The sequence below is a fragment of the Halomonas sp. BL6 genome, from assembly GCF_006228115.1.
Taxonomy (GTDB): domain Bacteria; phylum Pseudomonadota; class Gammaproteobacteria; order Pseudomonadales; family Halomonadaceae; genus Vreelandella; species Vreelandella piezotolerans.
The window spans coordinates 746,759-765,660 of sequence record NZ_VDGL01000001.1 but is presented as its reverse complement, the minus strand read 5'-3'; the positions used below and the strand labels follow the sequence as shown (position 1 = coordinate 765,660).

General features: G+C 58.2%; 18 protein-coding genes. 6 read left to right on the top strand and 12 right to left on the bottom strand.

Annotated elements, in window-relative coordinates; translation table 11 throughout:
* Positions 1 to 187 (top strand): hypothetical protein (locus FHJ80_RS17355; protein WP_218013958.1); only part of this gene is annotated, 187 nt, incomplete at its 5' end.
* A 337-nt stretch (positions 188 to 524) separates the two neighbouring features.
* Here the strand turns inward: FHJ80_RS17355 and FHJ80_RS03575 are convergent.
* The 4 genes from FHJ80_RS03575 to FHJ80_RS03560 form a co-directional block, all read right to left on the bottom strand.
* The gene (locus tag FHJ80_RS03575) at positions 525 to 2,330 is read right to left on the bottom strand and encodes an acyl-CoA dehydrogenase C-terminal domain-containing protein (protein WP_139525650.1); all 1,806 of its coding nucleotides are present in this window, start codon (positions 2,328 to 2,330) and stop codon (positions 525 to 527) included.
* 228 nt (positions 2,331 to 2,558) lie between these two features.
* On the bottom strand, positions 2,559 to 3,326 hold the full coding sequence (locus FHJ80_RS03570; protein ID WP_139525649.1) for an SDR family NAD(P)-dependent oxidoreductase: 768 nt from the start codon (positions 3,324 to 3,326) through the stop codon (positions 2,559 to 2,561).
* A gap of 31 nt (positions 3,327 to 3,357) precedes the next feature.
* Positions 3,358 to 5,028, bottom strand: coding sequence for an AMP-binding protein (locus FHJ80_RS03565; RefSeq protein WP_139525648.1), 1,671 nt, complete (start codon positions 5,026 to 5,028; stop codon positions 3,358 to 3,360).
* 195 nt (positions 5,029 to 5,223) lie between these two features.
* Positions 5,224 to 5,787 (bottom strand): TetR/AcrR family transcriptional regulator, encoded by a 564-nt coding sequence (locus tag FHJ80_RS03560; RefSeq protein WP_139525647.1) that lies wholly within the window; start codon positions 5,785 to 5,787, stop codon positions 5,224 to 5,226.
* A 127-nt stretch (positions 5,788 to 5,914) separates the two neighbouring features.
* On the opposite strand from FHJ80_RS03560, the gene FHJ80_RS03555 reads away from it, so the two are divergent.
* From FHJ80_RS03555 to FHJ80_RS03535, 5 genes are all read left to right on the top strand, one after another.
* Positions 5,915 to 7,102 (top strand): acetyl-CoA C-acyltransferase, encoded by a 1,188-nt coding sequence (locus FHJ80_RS03555; protein WP_139525646.1) that lies wholly within the window; start codon positions 5,915 to 5,917, stop codon positions 7,100 to 7,102.
* Between the two features lie 140 nt (positions 7,103 to 7,242).
* Entirely contained in the window at positions 7,243 to 7,962 is a 720-nt protein-coding gene (gene arsH / locus FHJ80_RS03550) for an arsenical resistance protein ArsH (RefSeq protein WP_139525645.1), read from the top strand.
* Between the two features lie 13 nt (positions 7,963 to 7,975).
* Positions 7,976 to 9,049: an ACR3 family arsenite efflux transporter gene (gene arsB / locus FHJ80_RS03545; protein ID WP_139525644.1), complete on the top strand. Its 1,074-nt coding sequence runs from the start codon at positions 7,976 to 7,978 to the stop codon at positions 9,047 to 9,049.
* Between the two features lie 13 nt (positions 9,050 to 9,062).
* Positions 9,063 to 9,467, top strand: a complete 405-nt coding sequence (gene arsC / locus FHJ80_RS03540) for an arsenate reductase (glutaredoxin) (RefSeq protein WP_016914320.1) — start codon at positions 9,063 to 9,065, stop codon at positions 9,465 to 9,467.
* A gap of 28 nt (positions 9,468 to 9,495) precedes the next feature.
* Positions 9,496 to 9,810: a CC/Se motif family (seleno)protein gene (locus tag FHJ80_RS03535; protein WP_139525643.1), complete on the top strand. Its 315-nt coding sequence runs from the start codon at positions 9,496 to 9,498 to the stop codon at positions 9,808 to 9,810.
* Here the strand turns inward: FHJ80_RS03535 and FHJ80_RS03530 are convergent.
* From FHJ80_RS03530 to FHJ80_RS03495, 8 genes are all read right to left on the bottom strand, one after another.
* Positions 9,775 to 10,926, bottom strand: coding sequence for an MFS transporter (locus tag FHJ80_RS03530; protein ID WP_139525642.1), 1,152 nt, complete (start codon positions 10,924 to 10,926; stop codon positions 9,775 to 9,777). The two genes, FHJ80_RS03535 and FHJ80_RS03530, sit on opposite strands and share 36 nt — an antisense overlap.
* Positions 10,923 to 12,146, bottom strand: a complete 1,224-nt coding sequence (arsJ, locus tag FHJ80_RS03525; RefSeq protein ID WP_139525641.1) for an organoarsenical effux MFS transporter ArsJ — start codon at positions 12,144 to 12,146, stop codon at positions 10,923 to 10,925. Before arsJ ends, FHJ80_RS03530 begins: the two co-directional genes overlap by 4 nt.
* Positions 12,139 to 13,170, bottom strand: coding sequence for an ArsJ-associated glyceraldehyde-3-phosphate dehydrogenase (locus FHJ80_RS03520; RefSeq protein ID WP_139525640.1), 1,032 nt, complete (start codon positions 13,168 to 13,170; stop codon positions 12,139 to 12,141). Before FHJ80_RS03520 ends, arsJ begins: the two co-directional genes overlap by 8 nt.
* Positions 13,171 to 13,294: 124 nt before the next feature.
* On the bottom strand, positions 13,295 to 14,041 hold the full coding sequence (gene pstB, locus FHJ80_RS03515; protein ID WP_231125546.1) for a phosphate ABC transporter ATP-binding protein PstB: 747 nt from the start codon (positions 14,039 to 14,041) through the stop codon (positions 13,295 to 13,297).
* 90 nt (positions 14,042 to 14,131) lie between these two features.
* Positions 14,132 to 15,490 carry a phosphate ABC transporter permease PstA gene (pstA, locus tag FHJ80_RS03510; protein ID WP_139525639.1) on the bottom strand — a complete coding sequence of 453 codons (1,359 nt, stop codon included), beginning with the start codon at positions 15,488 to 15,490 and terminating at the stop codon, positions 14,132 to 14,134.
* Positions 15,491 to 15,496: 6 nt separating this feature from the next.
* Positions 15,497 to 16,876, bottom strand: a complete 1,380-nt coding sequence (gene pstC, locus FHJ80_RS03505) for a phosphate ABC transporter permease subunit PstC (RefSeq protein ID WP_139525638.1) — start codon at positions 16,874 to 16,876, stop codon at positions 15,497 to 15,499.
* 102 nt (positions 16,877 to 16,978) lie between these two features.
* Positions 16,979 to 17,998, bottom strand: a complete 1,020-nt coding sequence (locus tag FHJ80_RS03500; protein WP_139525637.1) for a substrate-binding domain-containing protein — start codon at positions 17,996 to 17,998, stop codon at positions 16,979 to 16,981.
* A gap of 166 nt (positions 17,999 to 18,164) precedes the next feature.
* Positions 18,165 to 18,902, bottom strand: coding sequence for a sulfite exporter TauE/SafE family protein (locus FHJ80_RS03495; RefSeq protein WP_139525678.1), 738 nt, complete (start codon positions 18,900 to 18,902; stop codon positions 18,165 to 18,167).

Sequence of the window (18,902 nt, the reverse complement as noted above, 5' to 3'; positions counted from 1 at the left end):
GAAGCGAACCAAACTTGGCTCAAGGGTCAAACGAATTCATTCATTAGGCCGAAGCCTGTTTGACGAGTCGCTTGCCTTGATAATAGGTGATTTATCACCCTCATCGGCAAGCGCCCACATGAATTACCTGATCAAATTGTTAAAGAGCAACTTTCTTAATGTCGCTGCGGCGGGCTCGATGACCTGACCCGTGTTGCCTCAGCGAGGAAGGCGTATTCTACGCATTCCGTGGTGTTTGTCAACCGCTGTTTTCAGCGGGCGAAGCGAGCGATCTGACCAACCTACCACAGAACTCTAACTTCCTGACAAACAAGAGGTTTTCCAACCTCATCACCGCTGGTAACGCTGGGCGTCCCCGGCAGCGGATGCGTACTTTACGGATTCGATGCCGGGTTGGCAAGGGCTAATGTGAAAAATTTTTCAAATAGCCGAGATAAAAAAGCGGCAGGCAATGCCCGAGGGCAAACCTGCCGCAAACCACCGATCAGTACCCTGACCAGAGAGTGCCTGGCAAAGGCGTGGGCTCAGCTCTCGAAGCCCAGGCCAAAATCTTCGCTGGAAATCGCCATCAAGCTACCGGCACCTGCCTGGATCATGGCGGCGTGCGCCTTGGTACGTGGCAGCAGACGCTGGTAGTAGAAACGCGCCGTATTTAGTTTGGCGGTGTAGAAAGCGGCATCTTCACCCCCCTGTGCACTAGCGGCTTGCTTGGCAGCGCGAGCAAACAGATAGGCGACAGCGACATAGCCGGAGTACATCAGGTAATCGACGCTGGCGGCCCCTACTTCTTCACGATCCTGCATGGCCTTCATACCGATACCCATGGTGAGCTCACCCCACTGGGCATTGAGCTTGGCCAGCGGCTCGATAAATTCCTTGAGCGCAGGGTTGTCGGCTTCGGCTTGGCAGAACTTGTGAATCTCCTTGGTGAAGACCTTGAGGGATTCACCCTGGCTCATCAGCACCTTGCGGCCCAGCAGGTCCAGCGCCTGGATACCGGTCGTGCCTTCATAGAGGCGCGTGATACGCGCATCACGTACCAGTTGCTCCATGCCCCACTCTTTGATGAAACCGTGACCGCCAAAAATCTGCACGCCTTCATTGGTAGACTCGAAGCCCACTTCCGTCAGGAAGGCCTTCACGATCGGCGTCAGCAGACCCAGCAAGGTCTCGGCACGCTCCTTCTCTTCGCCTGCTGCGCCATGCTCGACCACATCCAGCATCTGGGCGGTATACAGCACCAGCATGCGACCGCCTTCGGCAAAAGCTTTTTGGGTCAGCAGCATGCGACGCACGTCAGGATGGACGATGATCGGGTCGGCGGCTTTATCAGGGGCCTGAACACCTGAAAGGCCACGCATCTGCAAACGATCACGGGCATAGCCGAGCGAGTTCTGGAAGCTGGCTTCCATCAGACCAAGCCCCTGGATCCCCACGCCCAGACGGGCCGCATTCATCATGGTGAACATGCAGGCCAATCCCTTGTTCGGCGCGCCTACCAGGTAGCCCGTGGCACCATCGAAGTTCATAACGCACGTCGCGTTGCCGTGAATACCCATCTTGTGCTCGAGAGAGCCACAGCTGACACCGTTACGCTGCCCGGGGTTGCCCTCGGCATCGGGCAGGAACTTGGGTACGACGAACAGTGAAATGCCTTTGGAGCCTTCGGGCGCATCCGGCAGCTTGGCCAGCACCAGATGAACGATGTTCTCGGCCAGATTGTGCTCACCGGCAGAAATGAAGATCTTGGTGCCGGTGATCTGATACGCGTCGCCTTCCGCAGGAACCGCACGGGTCTTGATCAGCCCGAGATCGGTACCGCAATGGGGCTCGGTCAGGCACATGGTGCCGGTCCAGACGCCCTCGACCAGCTTGGTGAGGTAAGTAGCCTTTTGGGCATCGGTTCCGTGATGACGCAGCGCGTCTGCGGCACCGTGGGAAAGCCCCGGGTACATGCCCCACGCCAGGTTGGTGGCGCAAATCATTTCGGAGAGCATCATGGCCAGCGAAGGCGGCAGCCCTTGTCCACCCTGCTCAGGATCTGCCGCCAGGCTTGGCCAACCCCCTTCGACATACTGCTGGTAGGCTTCCTTGAAACCACGGGGCGCTTTGACCTCCCCACCTTCCAGCAGGCAGCCCTCTTCATCACCGCTCTGGTTCAGTGGTAGCAGAACGTCACGGGCAAAGCGAGCGCCCTCTTCCAGAATCGCCCCAACGACGTCAGGAGACGCTTCTTCACCATTCGGCAGTGCCGCGTAGTGGCTTGGGTAATCAAACATTTCGTTCATCACGAAACGCATGTCACGTAGGGGGGCTTGATAGCTCGGCATGTCACTTCTCCTAAACGAGGGCTGAAAGAGCTGGTACTCAGCAGCCACTTTCAAACACATGTTTGAAAATTAGCGCGCAGACCCGACACAGTCAAGCAGTCGTTTGAATTAAATCGAAAAACCGACTACAACTTTGGTCTTTACCTTAGTAACGTCATGGTTTGAAAATAAAAAAAGCCCGCCCGAAAAAACCGAGCAGGCTGTTTATCAGAGCTTACTGAGCGTAAATCACTGCATGCGGATACCACCATCCAGGCGAATCACTTCACCATTGAGCATCGGGTTGGTGATGATCTGCTCGGCCAGCAGCGCAAACTCGTCGGGCTTGCCCAAACGCTTGGGAAAAGGCACCGCAGCGGCCAACGCTTGGGCGGCTTCATCCGGTATCTCGCTCATCATGGGGGTTTCGAACACCCCTGGCGCAATGGCCATGACACGAATGGCGTGACGCGACAGCTCTCTGGCGGCAGGCAAGCTCATGCCCACGACCCCCGCCTTAGAGGCACTGTAGGCGCACTGCCCGACTTGCCCATCGAACGCGGCAATCGATGCGGTATTGATGATGACGCCCCGCTCACCCCCTTGGTCTGGCGGGTTGCTGGCCATGGCGGCGGCCGCCAGCCGCATGACATTGAAAGTGCCTACCAGATTGATCTGAATCGTGCGCGCATAGCCCTCGAGATCTGCTGGGTTGCCTTGCCGATCCACCAGCTTGGCTACGCTGACCACACCGGCACAATGAACCACCCCCGAAAGACCGCTTTCGCCCCCCAGCGCAACGGCTTTGTTCACCGCCTCCTGCATGGCGTCGGCGGAGGTAATGTCGGCGATGCATGCTTGCGCGTGAGCGCCCAACTGCACGGCAAGGTCCGTCACACGATCACTCATGTCGCACAGCACCACCTTCCCGCCCGCCTTTACCAGCCGTTCGGCCGTGGCGGCACCCAAACCCGACGCAGCGCCGGTAATCAAAAACGTACGATCCTGGACCTGCATGGCACTCTTCCTGTGAATGATATCCTGTGAATTATGAGCTGTGGCGCACTTGTTCGGCCGCTTGAGCACGCAGTTTGAAGCGCTGAATCTTGCCGCTGGGCGTTTTGGGCAGCTCATCGACGAACTCGATGATACGAGGAAAAGCATGCGTAGAGAGCCGTTCACGTACTTGCTGACGAATCTCTTCCGCCAGCGCATCGCTGGGCTCGTAGCCATCGCGAAGTACGATATAGGATTTGATGATCTCGCCACGAATCTCATCTGGCTGGCCAACGGCGGCGGACTCTGCCACTGCCGGGTGCGTCATGACGCTATTCTCTACGTCCGTTGGTCCCACTCGGTAGCCCGCCGTGGTGATGATGTCATCGTCCCTACCAGCAAACTGAAACGAACCATCTTCGTTACGAATCACTACATCGCCGGTCAGGTAATAGCCATTAACGAAGGGATCTTTCTCCTGCCAAGTGTATCCTTGGAAAAAGTGAGCCGGAGAATTCTTAATGTCCACCGCAAGCACACCTGGTTCACCGGGCGGCAGCTCATTGTACTCGGCATCGAGAATGGCCAATCGGTAGCCCGGCATCGGGACGCCCATGGCCCCCACGTGCTTGGGATGGTCAAGAGAGTGATGGTTATTACAGGTCATGCCCGTTTCCGTCTGGCCATAATGGTCCATCACCGGACAGCCCAACGATTTTTCCACCCAGGTGACCACCTCGGTATTAAGCGGTTCTCCAGCGGAACTGGCTGCACGCAGCGATAACGTTTGATGCGCGTCATCGAATAACCCAGATGCTTTCATCAAACGGTAAGCCGTGGGTGCCGCAGCAAAATTGGTGATCTGATGGCGCTTCATAAATGCCAGCGCTCCTTCGGCGCTGAAGCCTGCCTCGCAAAAGTGGGTCGTGACTCCAAGTAGCAGCGGCCCCGCGATGGCGTAATAAAGGCCGTAGGCCCAACCTGGATCTGCCATGTTCCAAAAACGGTCTTCCTCGCGCAGATCCACAGCGAGTTCCATATAAAGGGCGAAAGCCGTCATGCCTGCTAAAGGCACGGCAACGCCCTTTGGCTTGCCCACCGTCCCCGAAGTGAACATTTGCAGAAAGGGCTGATCTGGCGACAGGCGCGGTGGCGCATCGCTCATTGACGTATACGTCAATGCCGTTTGCCAATCGAGGTCATCGCCATGCTCACTGCTCGCACCACCCACGGCTAATACGGGTGGGCACTGGCTCAATCCATCGAATTTATAGCGATTGGCGTGATCCGTAATCACTAACTTGGTATCAGCACGACCGAGCCGATAGTCAACTGCATCAGGGCCAAAAGCGGTGAACAGTGGCTGATAGACCGCACCGATTCGCCAGGTCGCCAGCACGGCGACCAGCAAATTGACAGAACGAGGCAGCATACAGGCAATTCGGTCGCCCTCACCAAGCCCTTGGCTTATGAACCAGCCCGCTAGCTGGCTACTTTGGCTGTCAAGCTCGGCATAGGTCAGCGTATGGGTCTGGCCTTGGGTGTCTTCATGCACCAGCGCTAACACATCACCGCGGCCTTGGCGCACATGCCTTCCGCAGCATGCTTCATAGGCGTTCAGGTAACCATCTTGATGGTCGTCCAGCTTGGCGACGACACTCTCTATTGAAAATTTCTCGACAAATGAGGAATACGAGGGAAGTGACGATGATGTTGCTGTCATGACGGCTCTCTTATGTTGTTGGTCGTGAGCACTCAAGCAGGCAAAACTCCACGCGCTGTCAGCTTTATTATCAGTTTACGTTAACGGAAGCCTGCCAATAGACCAACGCTAAAAGTATTTCACCTATTGCGCAAGCCGCAAGCGCCGCAACAAGCTTAGACGTTGGTCGACCGAACAGAAGACTCGCTGTTAGGCTCACCGCGATAGGATCATCGCCACCAGCTCGTCGGCAAGGTCGTCTGGCGTTCGAGGACCGTTGGGGTCATACCAACGGACAGTCCAGTTCAACGCTCCTAAGATGAAGCGGGAAACGAGAAAGCGGTCACCATGAATCAGCCCGGCCGCCAAGGCGTCATCGATCACCTCGACCCACAGAGCCTCGTAAGCATCCCGCAGATGACTCAAATGCGCGCTGGCAGCAGGGTCCAATCGCCGCCACTCGAACAGTGCGACGACATGGGCGTTACGGTCTGCAAACAGTGTTTCCAGATGAGCTCTTGCCATAGCATGTAGCCGTGCCTCTGCACCGTCGGGACAGGACTGAAGCGCAGCTTTCGCAATGGCAAGCGCATTTTGGGTACCCTCTTCGATCACCGCTGCCAGAATTTCTTGCTTATCTTTGAAGTGATGAAACAGGCTACCCGACTTAATGCCCATTTCCTGCGCCAACATGCGCACCGTGGTGCGATCAAAGCCTTCTTGGACGAATAGCTGAGCAGCTAAGCGCGTCAATTCCTTGCGGCGAGGAGATGCATTCATTACATTCATGTCATTTACACTAGCGCTTGCTTGGTTACTCAGGAGAAAACCACAGCCCCGCGAATGGGTCAACGCATCGCTAACTACTCAGCTCGATAATCACAAAAAAGCTATCAGGAGATAGGTCATGAGTCGCGCTACCGACGTCGTTTTTTTATCTGCCACCCGTACCCCGATGGGCGGCATGATGGGCAGCCTGTCTAGTATGAGTGCCCCTGAACTTGCCGCCGTTGCCATCCGCGCTGCCATCGAGCGGGCGGGCATTGAGGCCGCCGCCATTGAAGAGGGCATCCTGGGCTGCGTGCTGCCAGCGGGCGTCAAACAAGGCCCTGCGCGCCAAGCGATGCGCCAAGCAGGCATTCCCGATGCCAACGGCGCCACGACCATCAACAAGCTCTGCGGCTCTGGCATGAAAGCGGCCATGTTGGCCCATGACCTGATCAAGGCGGGCAGTGGAGAAATAGTGCTGGCGGGCGGCATGGAATCCATGTCGAATGCCCCCCATGTGCTGACCAAGGCACGCGGCGGCTATCGTCTGGGCCACGGCGAGCTGAAAGACCATATGTTCTTGGATGGTTTGGAAGACGCCGAAACGGGCAAGCTAATGGGCGTTTTTGCCCAGGAAGTAGCCACAGAACGGGGCTATACGCGCGAGCGGCTGGACGATTTCGCCATTGCCTCACTGGAGCGGGCCATGGCCGCCACCAACCATGGCGACCTGGATGCCGAGATGGCGCCCGTCACCGTGACGACCCGCCAGGGTGAAACCGTGGTAAGCCACGATGAGCAGCCCTTTCAGGCCAAACTGGACAAGATTCGCCAGCTGCGCCCAGCGTTTGCAAAAGACGGCACCATTACCGCCGCCAATGCGAGTTCGATCTCCGACGGCGCCTCGGCGCTGATTTTATCGAGTCATGAAGCAGCACAGCGTCACGGTGTCAAACCGCTGGCCAGGATGCTGGGACATGCCACCCACTCGCGTCATCCCAGCGAATTTACCATCGCGCCGGTAGGAGCCATCGAGAAGCTGATGAAAAAGCTTGGCTGGGGCGTCAATGAGGTGGACCTGTTCGAAATCAACGAAGCCTTTGCGGTCGTCACGCTGATGGCCATGGATGATTTGAGCCTGCCTCATGAAAAGGTCAACGTGTTTGGCGGCGCCTGTGCCCAGGGGCATCCCATCGGCTCTACCGGCTCACGCATCATCGCCACGCTGATTCATGCCTTGCGCCAGAAAGGGGGCAAACGCGGTATCGCCAGCTTGTGCATTGGTGGCGGTGAAGCAACCGCCGTGGCGGTCGAGCTGATCGACTGATTTACAACGCGCTTCATGGCGGTAGCGATGAAGCGCGTCTGGCCCAGGGCTGACAAGATGATCGGTGTTGCAACAAAAGATATATGAAAATTCATATATCAATGCCAAAATGAAGGACATCGTTTTTAACGGACCTTCACATGGCACACTTCGACACCTTACCCAATCTCGATCCTGCCCTGTTCAACATTCCCAGCCCGGAATCCCTGGGGTTAACGTGTAACGACCTTCCCTCGCCTAAAATACTGCTGCTGTATGGCTCGCTACGCAAACGCTCCTTCAGCCGACTGGTCGTCGAAGAAGCCGCGCGCCTGCTCGAAGCCATGGGGGCTCAAACACGTATCTATGACCCCAGCGGACTGCCTCTCCCCGATGCCGAGGATGCCAGCCATCCCAAAGTGGAAGAGCTGCGCACGCTGGCCCAGTGGGCGGAAGGCATGGTCTGGTGCTCCCCCGAACGACATGGCGCCATGACCGGCATCATGAAGGCACAGATCGACTGGATTCCTCTGGCACTGGGGGGTGTCAGGCCCACCCAAGGCAAGACACTGGCGGTCATGCAGGAGTGTGGCGGATCCCAGTCGTTCAATACGGTGAATCAGCTGCGTATTCTGGGTCGCTGGATGCGGATGCTGACCATTCCCAACCAATCCTCGGTGCCCAAGGCCTTCATGGAGTTCGATGACGACGACCGCATGAAACCCTCCCCTTTCTATGACCGCATCGTGGACGTCATGGAAGAGCTGATGAAATTCACGCTGCTGACCCGAGAGCGCAGCGACCTGCTGACCGACCGCTATTCCGAGCGTAAGGAGAGTGCCGAAGAGCTCTCCCGACGGGTCAACCAGCGCGCCATTTGAACGAGGAGTGAACATGACACAGCCACAGCCAGCCACCCCCAGCAGCGCCGACATGGGACTTTTCGAGCGCTATTTGTCGCTCTGGGTGGCCATTGCCATCATGGTCGGTATCGCCGTGGGTCAATGGGCGCCCCAGGTACCGGAAACCCTGGCGCGCTTTGAATATGCTCAGGTGTCGCTGCCCATCGCCGTGCTGATCTGGGCGATGATTTTCCCGATGATGGCCCAAATCGACTTCAGCGCGGTCGCCGGTGTGCGCCGTCAGCCCAAGGGGCTGACCATCACCACCACCGTCAACTGGCTGATCAAGCCATTCACCATGTTCGCGCTGGCCTGGCTCTTCTTCATGGTGATTTTCCGCCCGTTCATCCCTGAAGCGCTGGCCAACCAGTATCTGGCCGGGGCGATTCTGCTGGGGGCCGCCCCCTGCACGGCCATGGTGTTCGTATGGAGCTACCTGACACGGGGCGACGCGGCTTACACCCTGGTACAGGTAGCGCTGAATGATCTGATCATGCTGTTTGCCTTTGCCCCCATCGTGGTTCTGCTGTTGGGCATCTCGAACATCCAGGTCCCGTGGAACACGGTGCTGCTCTCGGTCGTGCTCTACATCGTCATTCCCCTGGCCGCTGGCTATGTCACTCGCAAAGCGCTGATGGCCAGAAAAGGCGCCGAATGGTACGACAAGGTGTTCATGAAACGCCTGGCCCCGGTCACCCCCATGGGCCTGATCGTCACGCTGGTCTTACTGTTTGCTTTTCAAGGCGATGTCATCCTGAGCAATCCGCTGCATATCGTGCTGATTGCCGTTCCGCTGATCATTCAGACCTTTCTTATTTTCTTCATCGCCTATGGTTGGGCCAAGGCGTGGCGCGTACCGCATAATATCGCCGCGCCGGGGGCGATGATTGGTGCCAGCAATTTTTTTGAACTCGCCGTGGCCGCCGCCATCGCGCTGTTTGGCCTGCAGTCTGGAGCAGCCCTGGTCACGGTGGTCGGCGTGCTGGTAGAAGTCCCGCTCATGCTGGCCCTGGTGCGTATCGCCAATAAGACGCGCGCGCATTTTCCTGCAGCCCAACCCTCCTGATGAGGACCCCGCCATGATCGTGATCTATCACAACCCTGCGTGTGGCACGTCGCGCAATACGCTGGCCATGATCGAAGCATCGGGAGAAATACCGCAGGTGATCCACTACCTGGAAACGCCGCCCAGCCGAGAGCGGCTGTTGGCACTGCTGGCCATGATGCAGCTGCCCCCCAGGGCGCTCTTGCGCCAGAAAGGGACGCCTTATGATGAACTGCAGCTCGACGACCCAACGTTGAGCGATGACCAGCTCATCGACGCCATGATGGCTCACCCGCTGCTCATCAACCGGCCCATCGTCAGTACGCCCAAGGGCACGCGATTATGCCGCCCATCCGAGCAGGTATTGGCGCTCCTGGACCACCCTGTTGCACAATTTACCAAGGAAGACGGAGAGACCGTCTACTATCCCCCCACCTAACGGCCCGGCATGGGCAGCCAGGAGCGTCATGCGTCAAGTCATCGAGATGGAGCACCCTGCCGTGGCATTCATCCAGCAGCATGGAGGCGTGGTGACGGTACGCCGTTCACCACGTCATGGCTGCTGTGGCGGGACGGCACATATCGCCGTGGCAGAGCTGGGCGCGCCAAGCGATACATCGGCCTTCGAATATCATCAGTTGCCAGAGGCCGGCCTCTGGATAGAGCCGTCCCTTGCCTGGCAAGACCTGCGATTACGGGTGGAAGGATGGTGGAAATTCAGGCGGCTGTTCCTGGATGACGCCCCGTTAACGCCGAGGAGCCGGGATACTCAACAGCGCTAGCGTGGCTGCCAGCATGAGCAGCGACGTCAGCCATAACGCGGCTGCGCCCCACTGGTCGATCAGCAGCCCAAACAGCAGCGGCGCCAGAGCCTGCAAGGCCCGAGCGGGCATCATGATGAGCCCCTGCCTGCGCCCAAACCCCTGCGGGCCAAACAGTGCCAGGGGCAGCGTCCCCGAGGCAATCGTCATCATGCCGTTACCCGCCCCATGCAGCAACGCAAACCCGGCGGCCGGCATGCCGAAAAACGTCAGCAACCCGGCGCCCACGGGATGCAGCGTGGTAGCTATCCTGCCTGCGAACAAGGGGTGAAACCGGCGCAGCAAAACGAACTCCCCCATGCGCGCCGCTACTTGCGCAGGCCCCACCAGAGCAGCCGCTGCAATCGCCACCGACAGAGAAACGCCACTCTCCTGCAGCAGCCTGGGAAGGTGGGCGGCCATGGCCGTGGAGACGAACCAGCCCGCCGCGAACACGTACGCCAGCAGCAGCAGGGTAAAACGCGGGCGTTCAGGCGCCCCAGACGCAGGGCTCGACGCGCTGGAGAGCGCTCGCTCGGCCTTGGGCAAGCGAGCGTTCAAGGGCATTCCCAACACGACATGGGCCAGCGCCCAGCTGGCGCAGGCAGCACGCCAGCCCCACTCGCTCTCGATGAAGGCAGTGATGGGCCAGCCAAGAGTACTGGCAAATCCTGCCACCAGGGTCACGCCGGTAATCGATGCCCTGGCGTGACTCCCCAGCAGCCGCCCCAGCGTAGCAAAGGCCGCATCGTAAAGACCCAGCGCCATGCCCACGCCCATCAGCAACCATGCCAGCACCAGTGTCACCGCCCCTTGCGCCAACGCCAGTGCCAACAAGCCCACCGCCATGATGGCGTTCGAGGCCATCAGCACACCGCGCCCGCCCTGGCGATCGATCAGACGCCCGACGCTGGGTCCCAACATGGCGACCAGCAGCAACGCAGCCGAGAAGGCGCCAAATACCCAGCGAGTGGACAGCCCCAATTCCAGCGCCATGGGCCCCGCCAGAATGGCGGGCAGATAGTAGCTGGATGCCCAGGCAAGGGTCTGGGCACTCCCCAGGGTGAGCGTCAGACCAGCGCCAGGCGAACGAATCACGCCACCTGCCGGGGCAGCGCCAGTGCCATGAGTGCGCTGGCAGCCACCAGCGCCGCCGCCACCCACAGGCACGCACTCAAACCATAGGCCATGTAGAGCCAGCCCGAGAGCAGCGTGCCGACCAGGCGGCCCATGGCGTTGGCCATGTAATAGAAGCCTACGTCCATGGACACGCCATCGGCACGGGCGTAGTGGACGATCAGATAGCTGTGCCAGCTGGAGTTGACGGCAAACAGCACGCCAAAGGCCAGCAGCCCCACCACCAACCACCCCACTTGAACCAGAGGCAACAGTGCCATCAGAATGGCGAGCACGGCAAGCGCGGCTGCCCAGCCAGCCGTGAGCATACGAGCATCTCCATGGAACAGTGCGGTGAGCCTGGGCGCCTGGGTCTGCACGCCGCCGTAACCAATGATCCAGGCGGCCAACAGCCCTCCCACGGTCCAGTGGCTCCAGCCATGTTGATCATAGAGGAATACTGGCAAGGCCACGACAAACCACACGTCTCGAGAGGCAAACAAGCAGAAGCGCGCCGCCGAAAGCACATTGATGGCGCGGGACTTGGAGAAAATCTCGGAAAACTTTGGCTTGACCTTCTGTTTGCCGAGATCAGCCTTCAACCGCCACAGCGACAGCCCCAGCACGGCACCCAGCATCAGCGCCATGGCCACCACCGCGCCGCGAAAGCCGATCAGCGTCAGCAGCACGCCGCCCACAAAAAAGCCCAGCCCTTTCAGGGCATTTTTGGAACCGGTCAACATCGCTACCCAGCGGTACAGAGCGCTGTTGGCATTGGCACTATCTGCAGGCACCAGCACTTTCACCGCACTTTTGGCGCTCATCTTGTTCAAGTCTTTGGCAATACCCGACAGCGCCTGGGCCGTCATGACCCAAACGACGGTGAGCATCCCGGCAGGCACCATGAGCATGGCAAGCGCCACGATCTGCAGCCCCAGCCCCACGTTCATGGTGCGGTTGAGCCCCAACCGCGCGCCCAACCAGCCACCCACCAGATTGGTCACCACGCCAAACGCTTCGTAGAACAGAAACAGCATGGCGATTTGCAGCGGCGAGTAACCCAACTGGTGGAAGTACATCACCACCAGCATCCGCAGGGCCCCATCGGTGATGGTAAACGCCCAGTAGTTGCCCGTAATCAACATGTACTGGCGCACGTCGAAAGGCAGTGCGCCGATGCGTGCCCTGAGCGACTCAGCCACGGCGCGCCTGCTCCTTGCCCACCATCCAGGCAAGCTCAGCGGTGCGGTTGGCATAGCCCCACTCGTTGTCGTACCAGGCGTAGAGCTTCAACTGCGTACCATTCACCACCATGGTCGAGAGTGCATCGATGATCGAGCTGCGTGGGTCGGTGCGATAGTCGATGGACACCAGCGGCCGCTCCTCGTAACCCAGAATCCCCTTCAAGGGCCCCTCTGCGGCCATCTTGAGCGCCTGATTGACCTCCTCGACGGTTACCTCGCGCTCGAGCTCGAATACCATATCGGTCAACGAGGCATTGGCCAGCGGCACGCGAATCGCATGGCCGTTCAGCTTGCCGGTCAGCTCAGGGAAGATGGCCGTGATTGCCTTGGCCGAACCGGTGGTGGTGGGAATCAGGCTCATGCCGCAGGCGCGCGCCCGGCGTAGGTCCTTGTGCGGTGCGTCCAGAATCGTCTGGGTATTGGTAATGTCGTGCACCGTGGTCATGGAACCATGACGGATGCCGAACGTCTCTAGAATGACCTTGACCACGGGGGCCAGACAGTTGGTGGTGCAGCTGGCCGCGGTGACGATGCGGTGCGTAGCGGGTTCGAACAGATGATCGTTGACACCCACCACCACGTTGAGCACGCCCTCCTCCTTGACCGGCGCACTCACCACCACACGATCGACCCCCTGATCCAGGTAGGCCTGCAGCTTCTCCGTGGTTTTCATTTTGCCGGAGCATTCGATCACCACATCGCACCCGGACCAATCACCTTCGGCAATCGTCTTGTGGGCGCTAAAGGCGATAGTACGGCCATCGATGGTGATCGCCTCTGGGGCGGCGTCGATGCCCTGCCCCGGCGCCCACTGACCATGTACCGAGTCAAACTCCAGCAAATGGGCAAACGTCGCCGCATCGCCGCCGGGGTCGTTGATGCGCACCAACGTTACCTCGTCGGCAGCGGCTCGCGCCCACAGACTGCGTAGTGCCAAACGACCAATACGGCCAAATCCGTTGATACCAATGCGTAGTGACATGCTGAACCTCCAGAGCAAAGCGAGCTAGATATATGAAAAATCATATATTAAAGATCAAAAAAAAGCAGTGTTCTATCGCGCAGGCGACAAGCCGCCTGCGCGATAGGGAGTGAGCGGCGCTACATCATCCGAAGCGCCCCGTGATGTAGTCGTGGGTACGCTGGTCTTGCGGATTAGTGAAGATTTCGTCGGTGCTATCGACCTCCACCAGGTCACCCATGTGGAAGAACGCCGTGCGATCCGCCACGCGTGCCGCCTGCTGCATGTTGTGCGTCACCATGACGATGGTGTAGCTCTCGCTGAGTTCATCGATCAGTTGCTCGACCTTGGCCGTCGCGATGGGGTCCAGGGCCGAACAGGGTTCGTCCATCAAAATGACGTCCGGGCTAACGGCCACGGTACGGGCAATGCACAGGCGCTGTTGTTGCCCCCCCGATAACCCCGTCCCCGGCTGATCCAGGCGATCTTTCACTTCGTCCCAGAGGCCTGCACGGCGTAAGCTACTTTCGACGATGTCATCCAACTCCGCCTTGCGTTTTGCCAGCCCGTGCAAACGCGGACCATAGGCGATGTTCTCATAAATCGACTTGGGGAACGGGTTAGGCTTTTGAAACACGATACCGACTTGAGCGCGTAGCAACACGACATCGCGATCCGGCGCATAGATGTCCTTGTCATCCAGGGTGATCTTGCCCTCCACCCGACAGATGTCGATGGTATCGTTCATACGGTTCAAACAGCGCAGAAAGGTAGACTTACCGCAGCCAGAAGGCCCGATGAACGCCAACACTTCGTTTTCGTACACGTCCAAGTCGATGCCGTTGATCGCTTGGCTGGCACCGTAAAAGACCTTGACGTTCTGGGCGCTCATCTTGACCGTGTCAGTGGCTTTACTGGTGCGGCTCTCGCCAGCGCCCACGCTCACCATAGGGGATGTCTTTGGCTCTGTTGAAGTATTCACTTACCACCTCGTCTCGAATTTTTTACGCAGCCAGATTGCCAGTGCATTCAGGCTCAGCATCAACCCCAGCAGTACAATGATGGCCGCTGACGTACGCGCTTCGAAGAAATTACGTAGCTCGTTACCCTGCCATAGATAGATTTGCACGGGTAGCGCAGCAGACTGGTCCAACGGCGTAGCAGGCACGTTGGATACGAATGCATTCATGCCGATCAATAGCAGCGGCGCCGTCTCACCCAGCGCCTGGGCAACGCCCAGAATGGAACCCGTTAGAATACCGGGCAGCGCCAAAGGCAGCACATGATGGAAAACGGTCTGCACTCTCGACGCTCCAATTCCCAAGGCCGCCTGGCGTATGGAGGGAGGAATAGAGCGCAGCGACGCCCGAGTCGCGATAATGATGGTAGGCAAGGTCATCAGCGTCAGCACAAGGCCACCCACCAGCGGGGCTGATAGCGGCAAGCCCAGATAGCCAATGAAGATGGAGGCCCCCAGCAAGCCAAACACGATGGAGGGCACTGCCGCCAAGTTATTGATATTGATCTCGACGAGATCGGTCAGCCGGTTCTTAGGGGCGAACTCTTCGAGGTAGATGGCGCTAGCCACACCAATTGGTACCGATAGCACGATCACGATCAGCATCATGAACAGCGACCCCATAAACGCGCCTGCCAGGCCTGCCGACGCAGGCGAGCTGCGCGAGTCCGTATTGAGGAACAACGAGGTGCTGAAAGAGTTACGAATGACATTTTCATCGTAAAGACGATCCGCCCACTCGCGCGTTTGAGCGCTTAGCTGCTGGCGTGAATCCGGCAGGGAGCGGTCGATATTGCCTTTTATCCAGACATCGACATCCGCAGCGGCCAGCATTTTAACTTCGACGGTCTGACCCAATAGGGAAGGATTCTCGACGAACTGATCGCGCAGGGAAAAACGCTCATCCGACGCGACTAATGCACGTAAGTCGCGCAGTTGGCGTGGCTCGACCTCGACACCTAACGCCTCTTCCATGGCGCGGTCGATCAGCGACTGCCAATTTACCATTCCCGCTTGAATCAACCACTGTGTGTAGCGCTCATCGAAGGCCGCCTGGCTTTCACCACTGGCACGCTCGGGCTTCTCGTCAAGTTGAATCACTTCAGGATCGAAGTAAATTTCTGGATACAGAGTTGACTGCCAGAATGCCGGCACACCGCGCATCAAAATACTGATGAACAGAATGGTGACAAGCGTGAGGCCAATCACTACCGCGGCCAAACCCGCAAAGCGGAAACGCTTTTCTTGACGATGACGTCTTGCCAGCGAATTTTCGATCGTTGTCAGACGGTGCTGACGGCGCTGCTCAATCGTAATAGACATGGTCGCTTACTCGTATTGCTGGCGGTATTTACGCACCACAACCAGTGCGATGACATTCAGGCCAAGGGTAATGACGAACAGCGTCAGCCCCAGAGCAAAAGCCACCAGCGACTGCGGGCTGGCAAAGTCCATATCCCCTGTCAGCTGGTTGACAATGGTCACCGTAATGGTCGACACCGCTTCGAACGGATTGCCGTGAAGCACCGGATTATTACCAGCCGCCAATACCACGATCATGGTTTCACCAATGGCGCGGCTGGCGGCCAACAAAAACGCACCGACGATACCTGGAAGCGCAGCAGGCAACACGACTTGGCGAATCGTTTCGGACTTCGTTGCACCCAACCCTAGCGCACCATCGCGCAACGACTTAGGCACTTGGGTAATGATGTCGTCTGACAAGGACGAGACGAATGGAATGATCATGATGCCCATCACCAAACCCGCCGTTAGTGCACTGGTGGTGCGAATGTTGATACCCACCACATCCCCAAGGCTAGACAAAAACGGACCGATGACGATCAACGCGAAAAAACCGTAAACGATCGTGGGAATACCCGCCAGCACTTCGATGATCGGCTTGGCCACACTACGCAGCCAAGGGGGAGCGTACTCGGCCATGTAAATCGCCGTCATCAGACCCACAGGAATGGCCACCAACAAAGCAATGATACTCACCATCATGGTGCCCCATAGCAGAGGCAGTAAACCAAATTCGCCTTGCGCATCGGTACCCGAGGTACTGAAGCGAGGATTCCAGGTCGTTCCAAAGAAGAACTCTGCTGGACTGATGAAGCTAAAGAACTTCAGCGCTTCGCCCAGCATCGACAGCACGATGCCCACGGTGGTGAAAATCGCAATGGCCGAGCAAGAAGCCAGCGCAATAGAGATCACTTTTTCGACATGGTTACGTGCACGCCATTGGGGAGAAACGCGACGGCGAGCAAGCACCAGCCCCACCACCGCCACAACGGCCATCAGTGCGATCAGGGTCGTGTTCTGAAAGGTCTGCAAGCGAGCCATGTGAGCGGCCGCCGCTAATTCTTCGGGGCTTCCGCCACCCGCCACATTTCGCTCGTTGGCTAGCGCAGTAATGCGCCGTAACAAGGTAGCCATTTCACGTTCGTTCATACCCGCCACTAGCTCGGGGGGCAGTTGTTGAACGACCAGCATATCCATCAATTGTGGCGCCAGCAGCGACCACAATATAAACAGTGCAAGCGCTGGCAACCCGCACCAAAGGGCCACCAACGCTCCATAATAACCGGGGCGCGAATGCATCCGCACATCGTGCTCTGCCGCAACCGCGCGACTACGTGTTAACCCTAAGTGGTAAGCCAAGGCCATTATCACGAGTAGCGTGGCTATCAAGGCAATGTTACTCATTCTCTCTCCGCCCATGATTTCCTACGTTCAAGCGCCAGCATCATTTTCATGATGCTGGCGCGATACCTACCTACACATCGCTGTCAAGCGACAAGGGCAGTCTTACTCTTCTACGCTTACCACGGTACGGGCTTGGAACTCAGCCAGTGCTTCAGCACGCTCTTCTTCGCTCATCGGGATCAGACCAGCGTCTTCCAGCGGGCTGCCATAGCCAGAGATCATGTCGTTCAGGAAGAACTCGGTGTACTCGGCCAGACCAGGAATCACGTCCAGGTGCTCGCCCTTCACGTAGAAGAACAGCGGACGAGAAACGGGGTATTCGCCAGAACCGATGGTTTCCAGGCTGGGCGTTACGCCATCCACAGTAGCCACTTGCAGGCGGTCACGGTTCTGGTCGTAGAAGCTCAGACCGAAGACGCCAACGGCATCTGCCTGGGCATCCAGACGAGCCAGCGTTTCGGTGTAGTCACCCGCGATCTCGACGATACGGCCATCGCCACGCAGTGAGTTACAGGCATCGCCTTCTACGTTGGCATCGCTTTCACAGCCAGCGTGGATGACTTTCTCTTCGAATACTTCACGGGTGCCGTGGTTGGAAGCCGGAATCACCAGCACGATTTCCTGATCGGGTAGGCTGCTGTCGATTTCGTTCCAGCGGGTGTAGGGATTGTCGACCAGCTGACCATCTTGTGTGACTTGTGCGGCAGCGGCTTTGAACACGTGCTCAGGCGTTAACGCGAACTCTCCACGGTCGATACGAGAAGCAAACACGATACCATCGTAGCCGAACATCACTTCGAGAATTTCGTTGACGCCATTTTCGTTACAGCTGGCCACTTCGCCGCTGCGAATGGCGCGAGAAGCGTTGGCGATGTCAATGGTGTTTTCGCCAACGCCCTGGCAGAACTGACGCAAACCGCCACCGGAGCCGCCAGAACCGACGACCGGCGTGTTGAACTGGGGATAGGTGTTACCAAACTCTTCGGCAACGATACTGGCAAACGGAAGTACAGTGGAAGAACCGGCAATCTGCACCGTGTCACGAGCTACGGCGGCAGTCGATACGCCGGTAGCGAGTGCGGCAGCAACAACAACACCAAGTGTCTTTTTCGTTACTTTCATCGTCATGTCCCCTCTGGTTTCATGCCCGGGCTGCTTGAATTAACCCGTTCGGCAATGTTGGCGATTGGCCTTTCACACCGAGGAGTTTGCACAGTGACGATTGCAGAAATATGACAGTGGTAATTTTTTTAGCAAGGAATGTTAACGAAGCGTTGGCCCAAGGACTTCAAAGCAGCAGCCCCAGTGCTGCTAGCGTGCATAGTGCCAATGAACAGCGCTGCAGCAGCACTTTATCCAGCCGGTGGGCCACTGCATCGGCCAACGCATTGCCGACCAATACGGCAGGCAAAAACGTCAGTGCCAGCTTGAAATGCCATGCGCTGAGCTGCCCCGCCAGCGCCAGCGTCGCCAGAGTCAACAGCGAGGTGATGACGAAAAAGGCCGCCAAATTACCGCGCATTCGATCGGGCGAAAAGCCGTGCATCAATAGCACGATGGGCGGCCCACCAATCGCCGCCACGGTGCCGAAGATGCCCGACAGCACACCGGCCACGAACAGCGTGACGCGATTCACCGGCACATGAAAACGGCACAGCGTGACACCGACCGCAAACAGCACGATGGCGGCAATCAGCGTTTCCAGCACGGCCATGGGCGCCGCCAGCAGCAGCCAGATGCCCAGCCCATTACCCGGCAGCCGCCCCACCAGTGCCACGCCGATCTCGCTCAGATGCACTTCGTGCCAATAGCGACGTACCATCATTAGCGATACCGTAAAACCAAACAGCACCAGTACGACAGGCACCAACCGAGGCTCCAGCATCAGCAGCAGCGGCGCCCCAACGACGGCAAGGCCAAACCCCGTCGCACGCTGTACGAAGGCACCTAGTAGCAGCACCCCGGCACAGGCAAGCCACCTATCCAGTGAAAGTCCTAGCGAGAGCTCCAACCCTTCCAATACCAT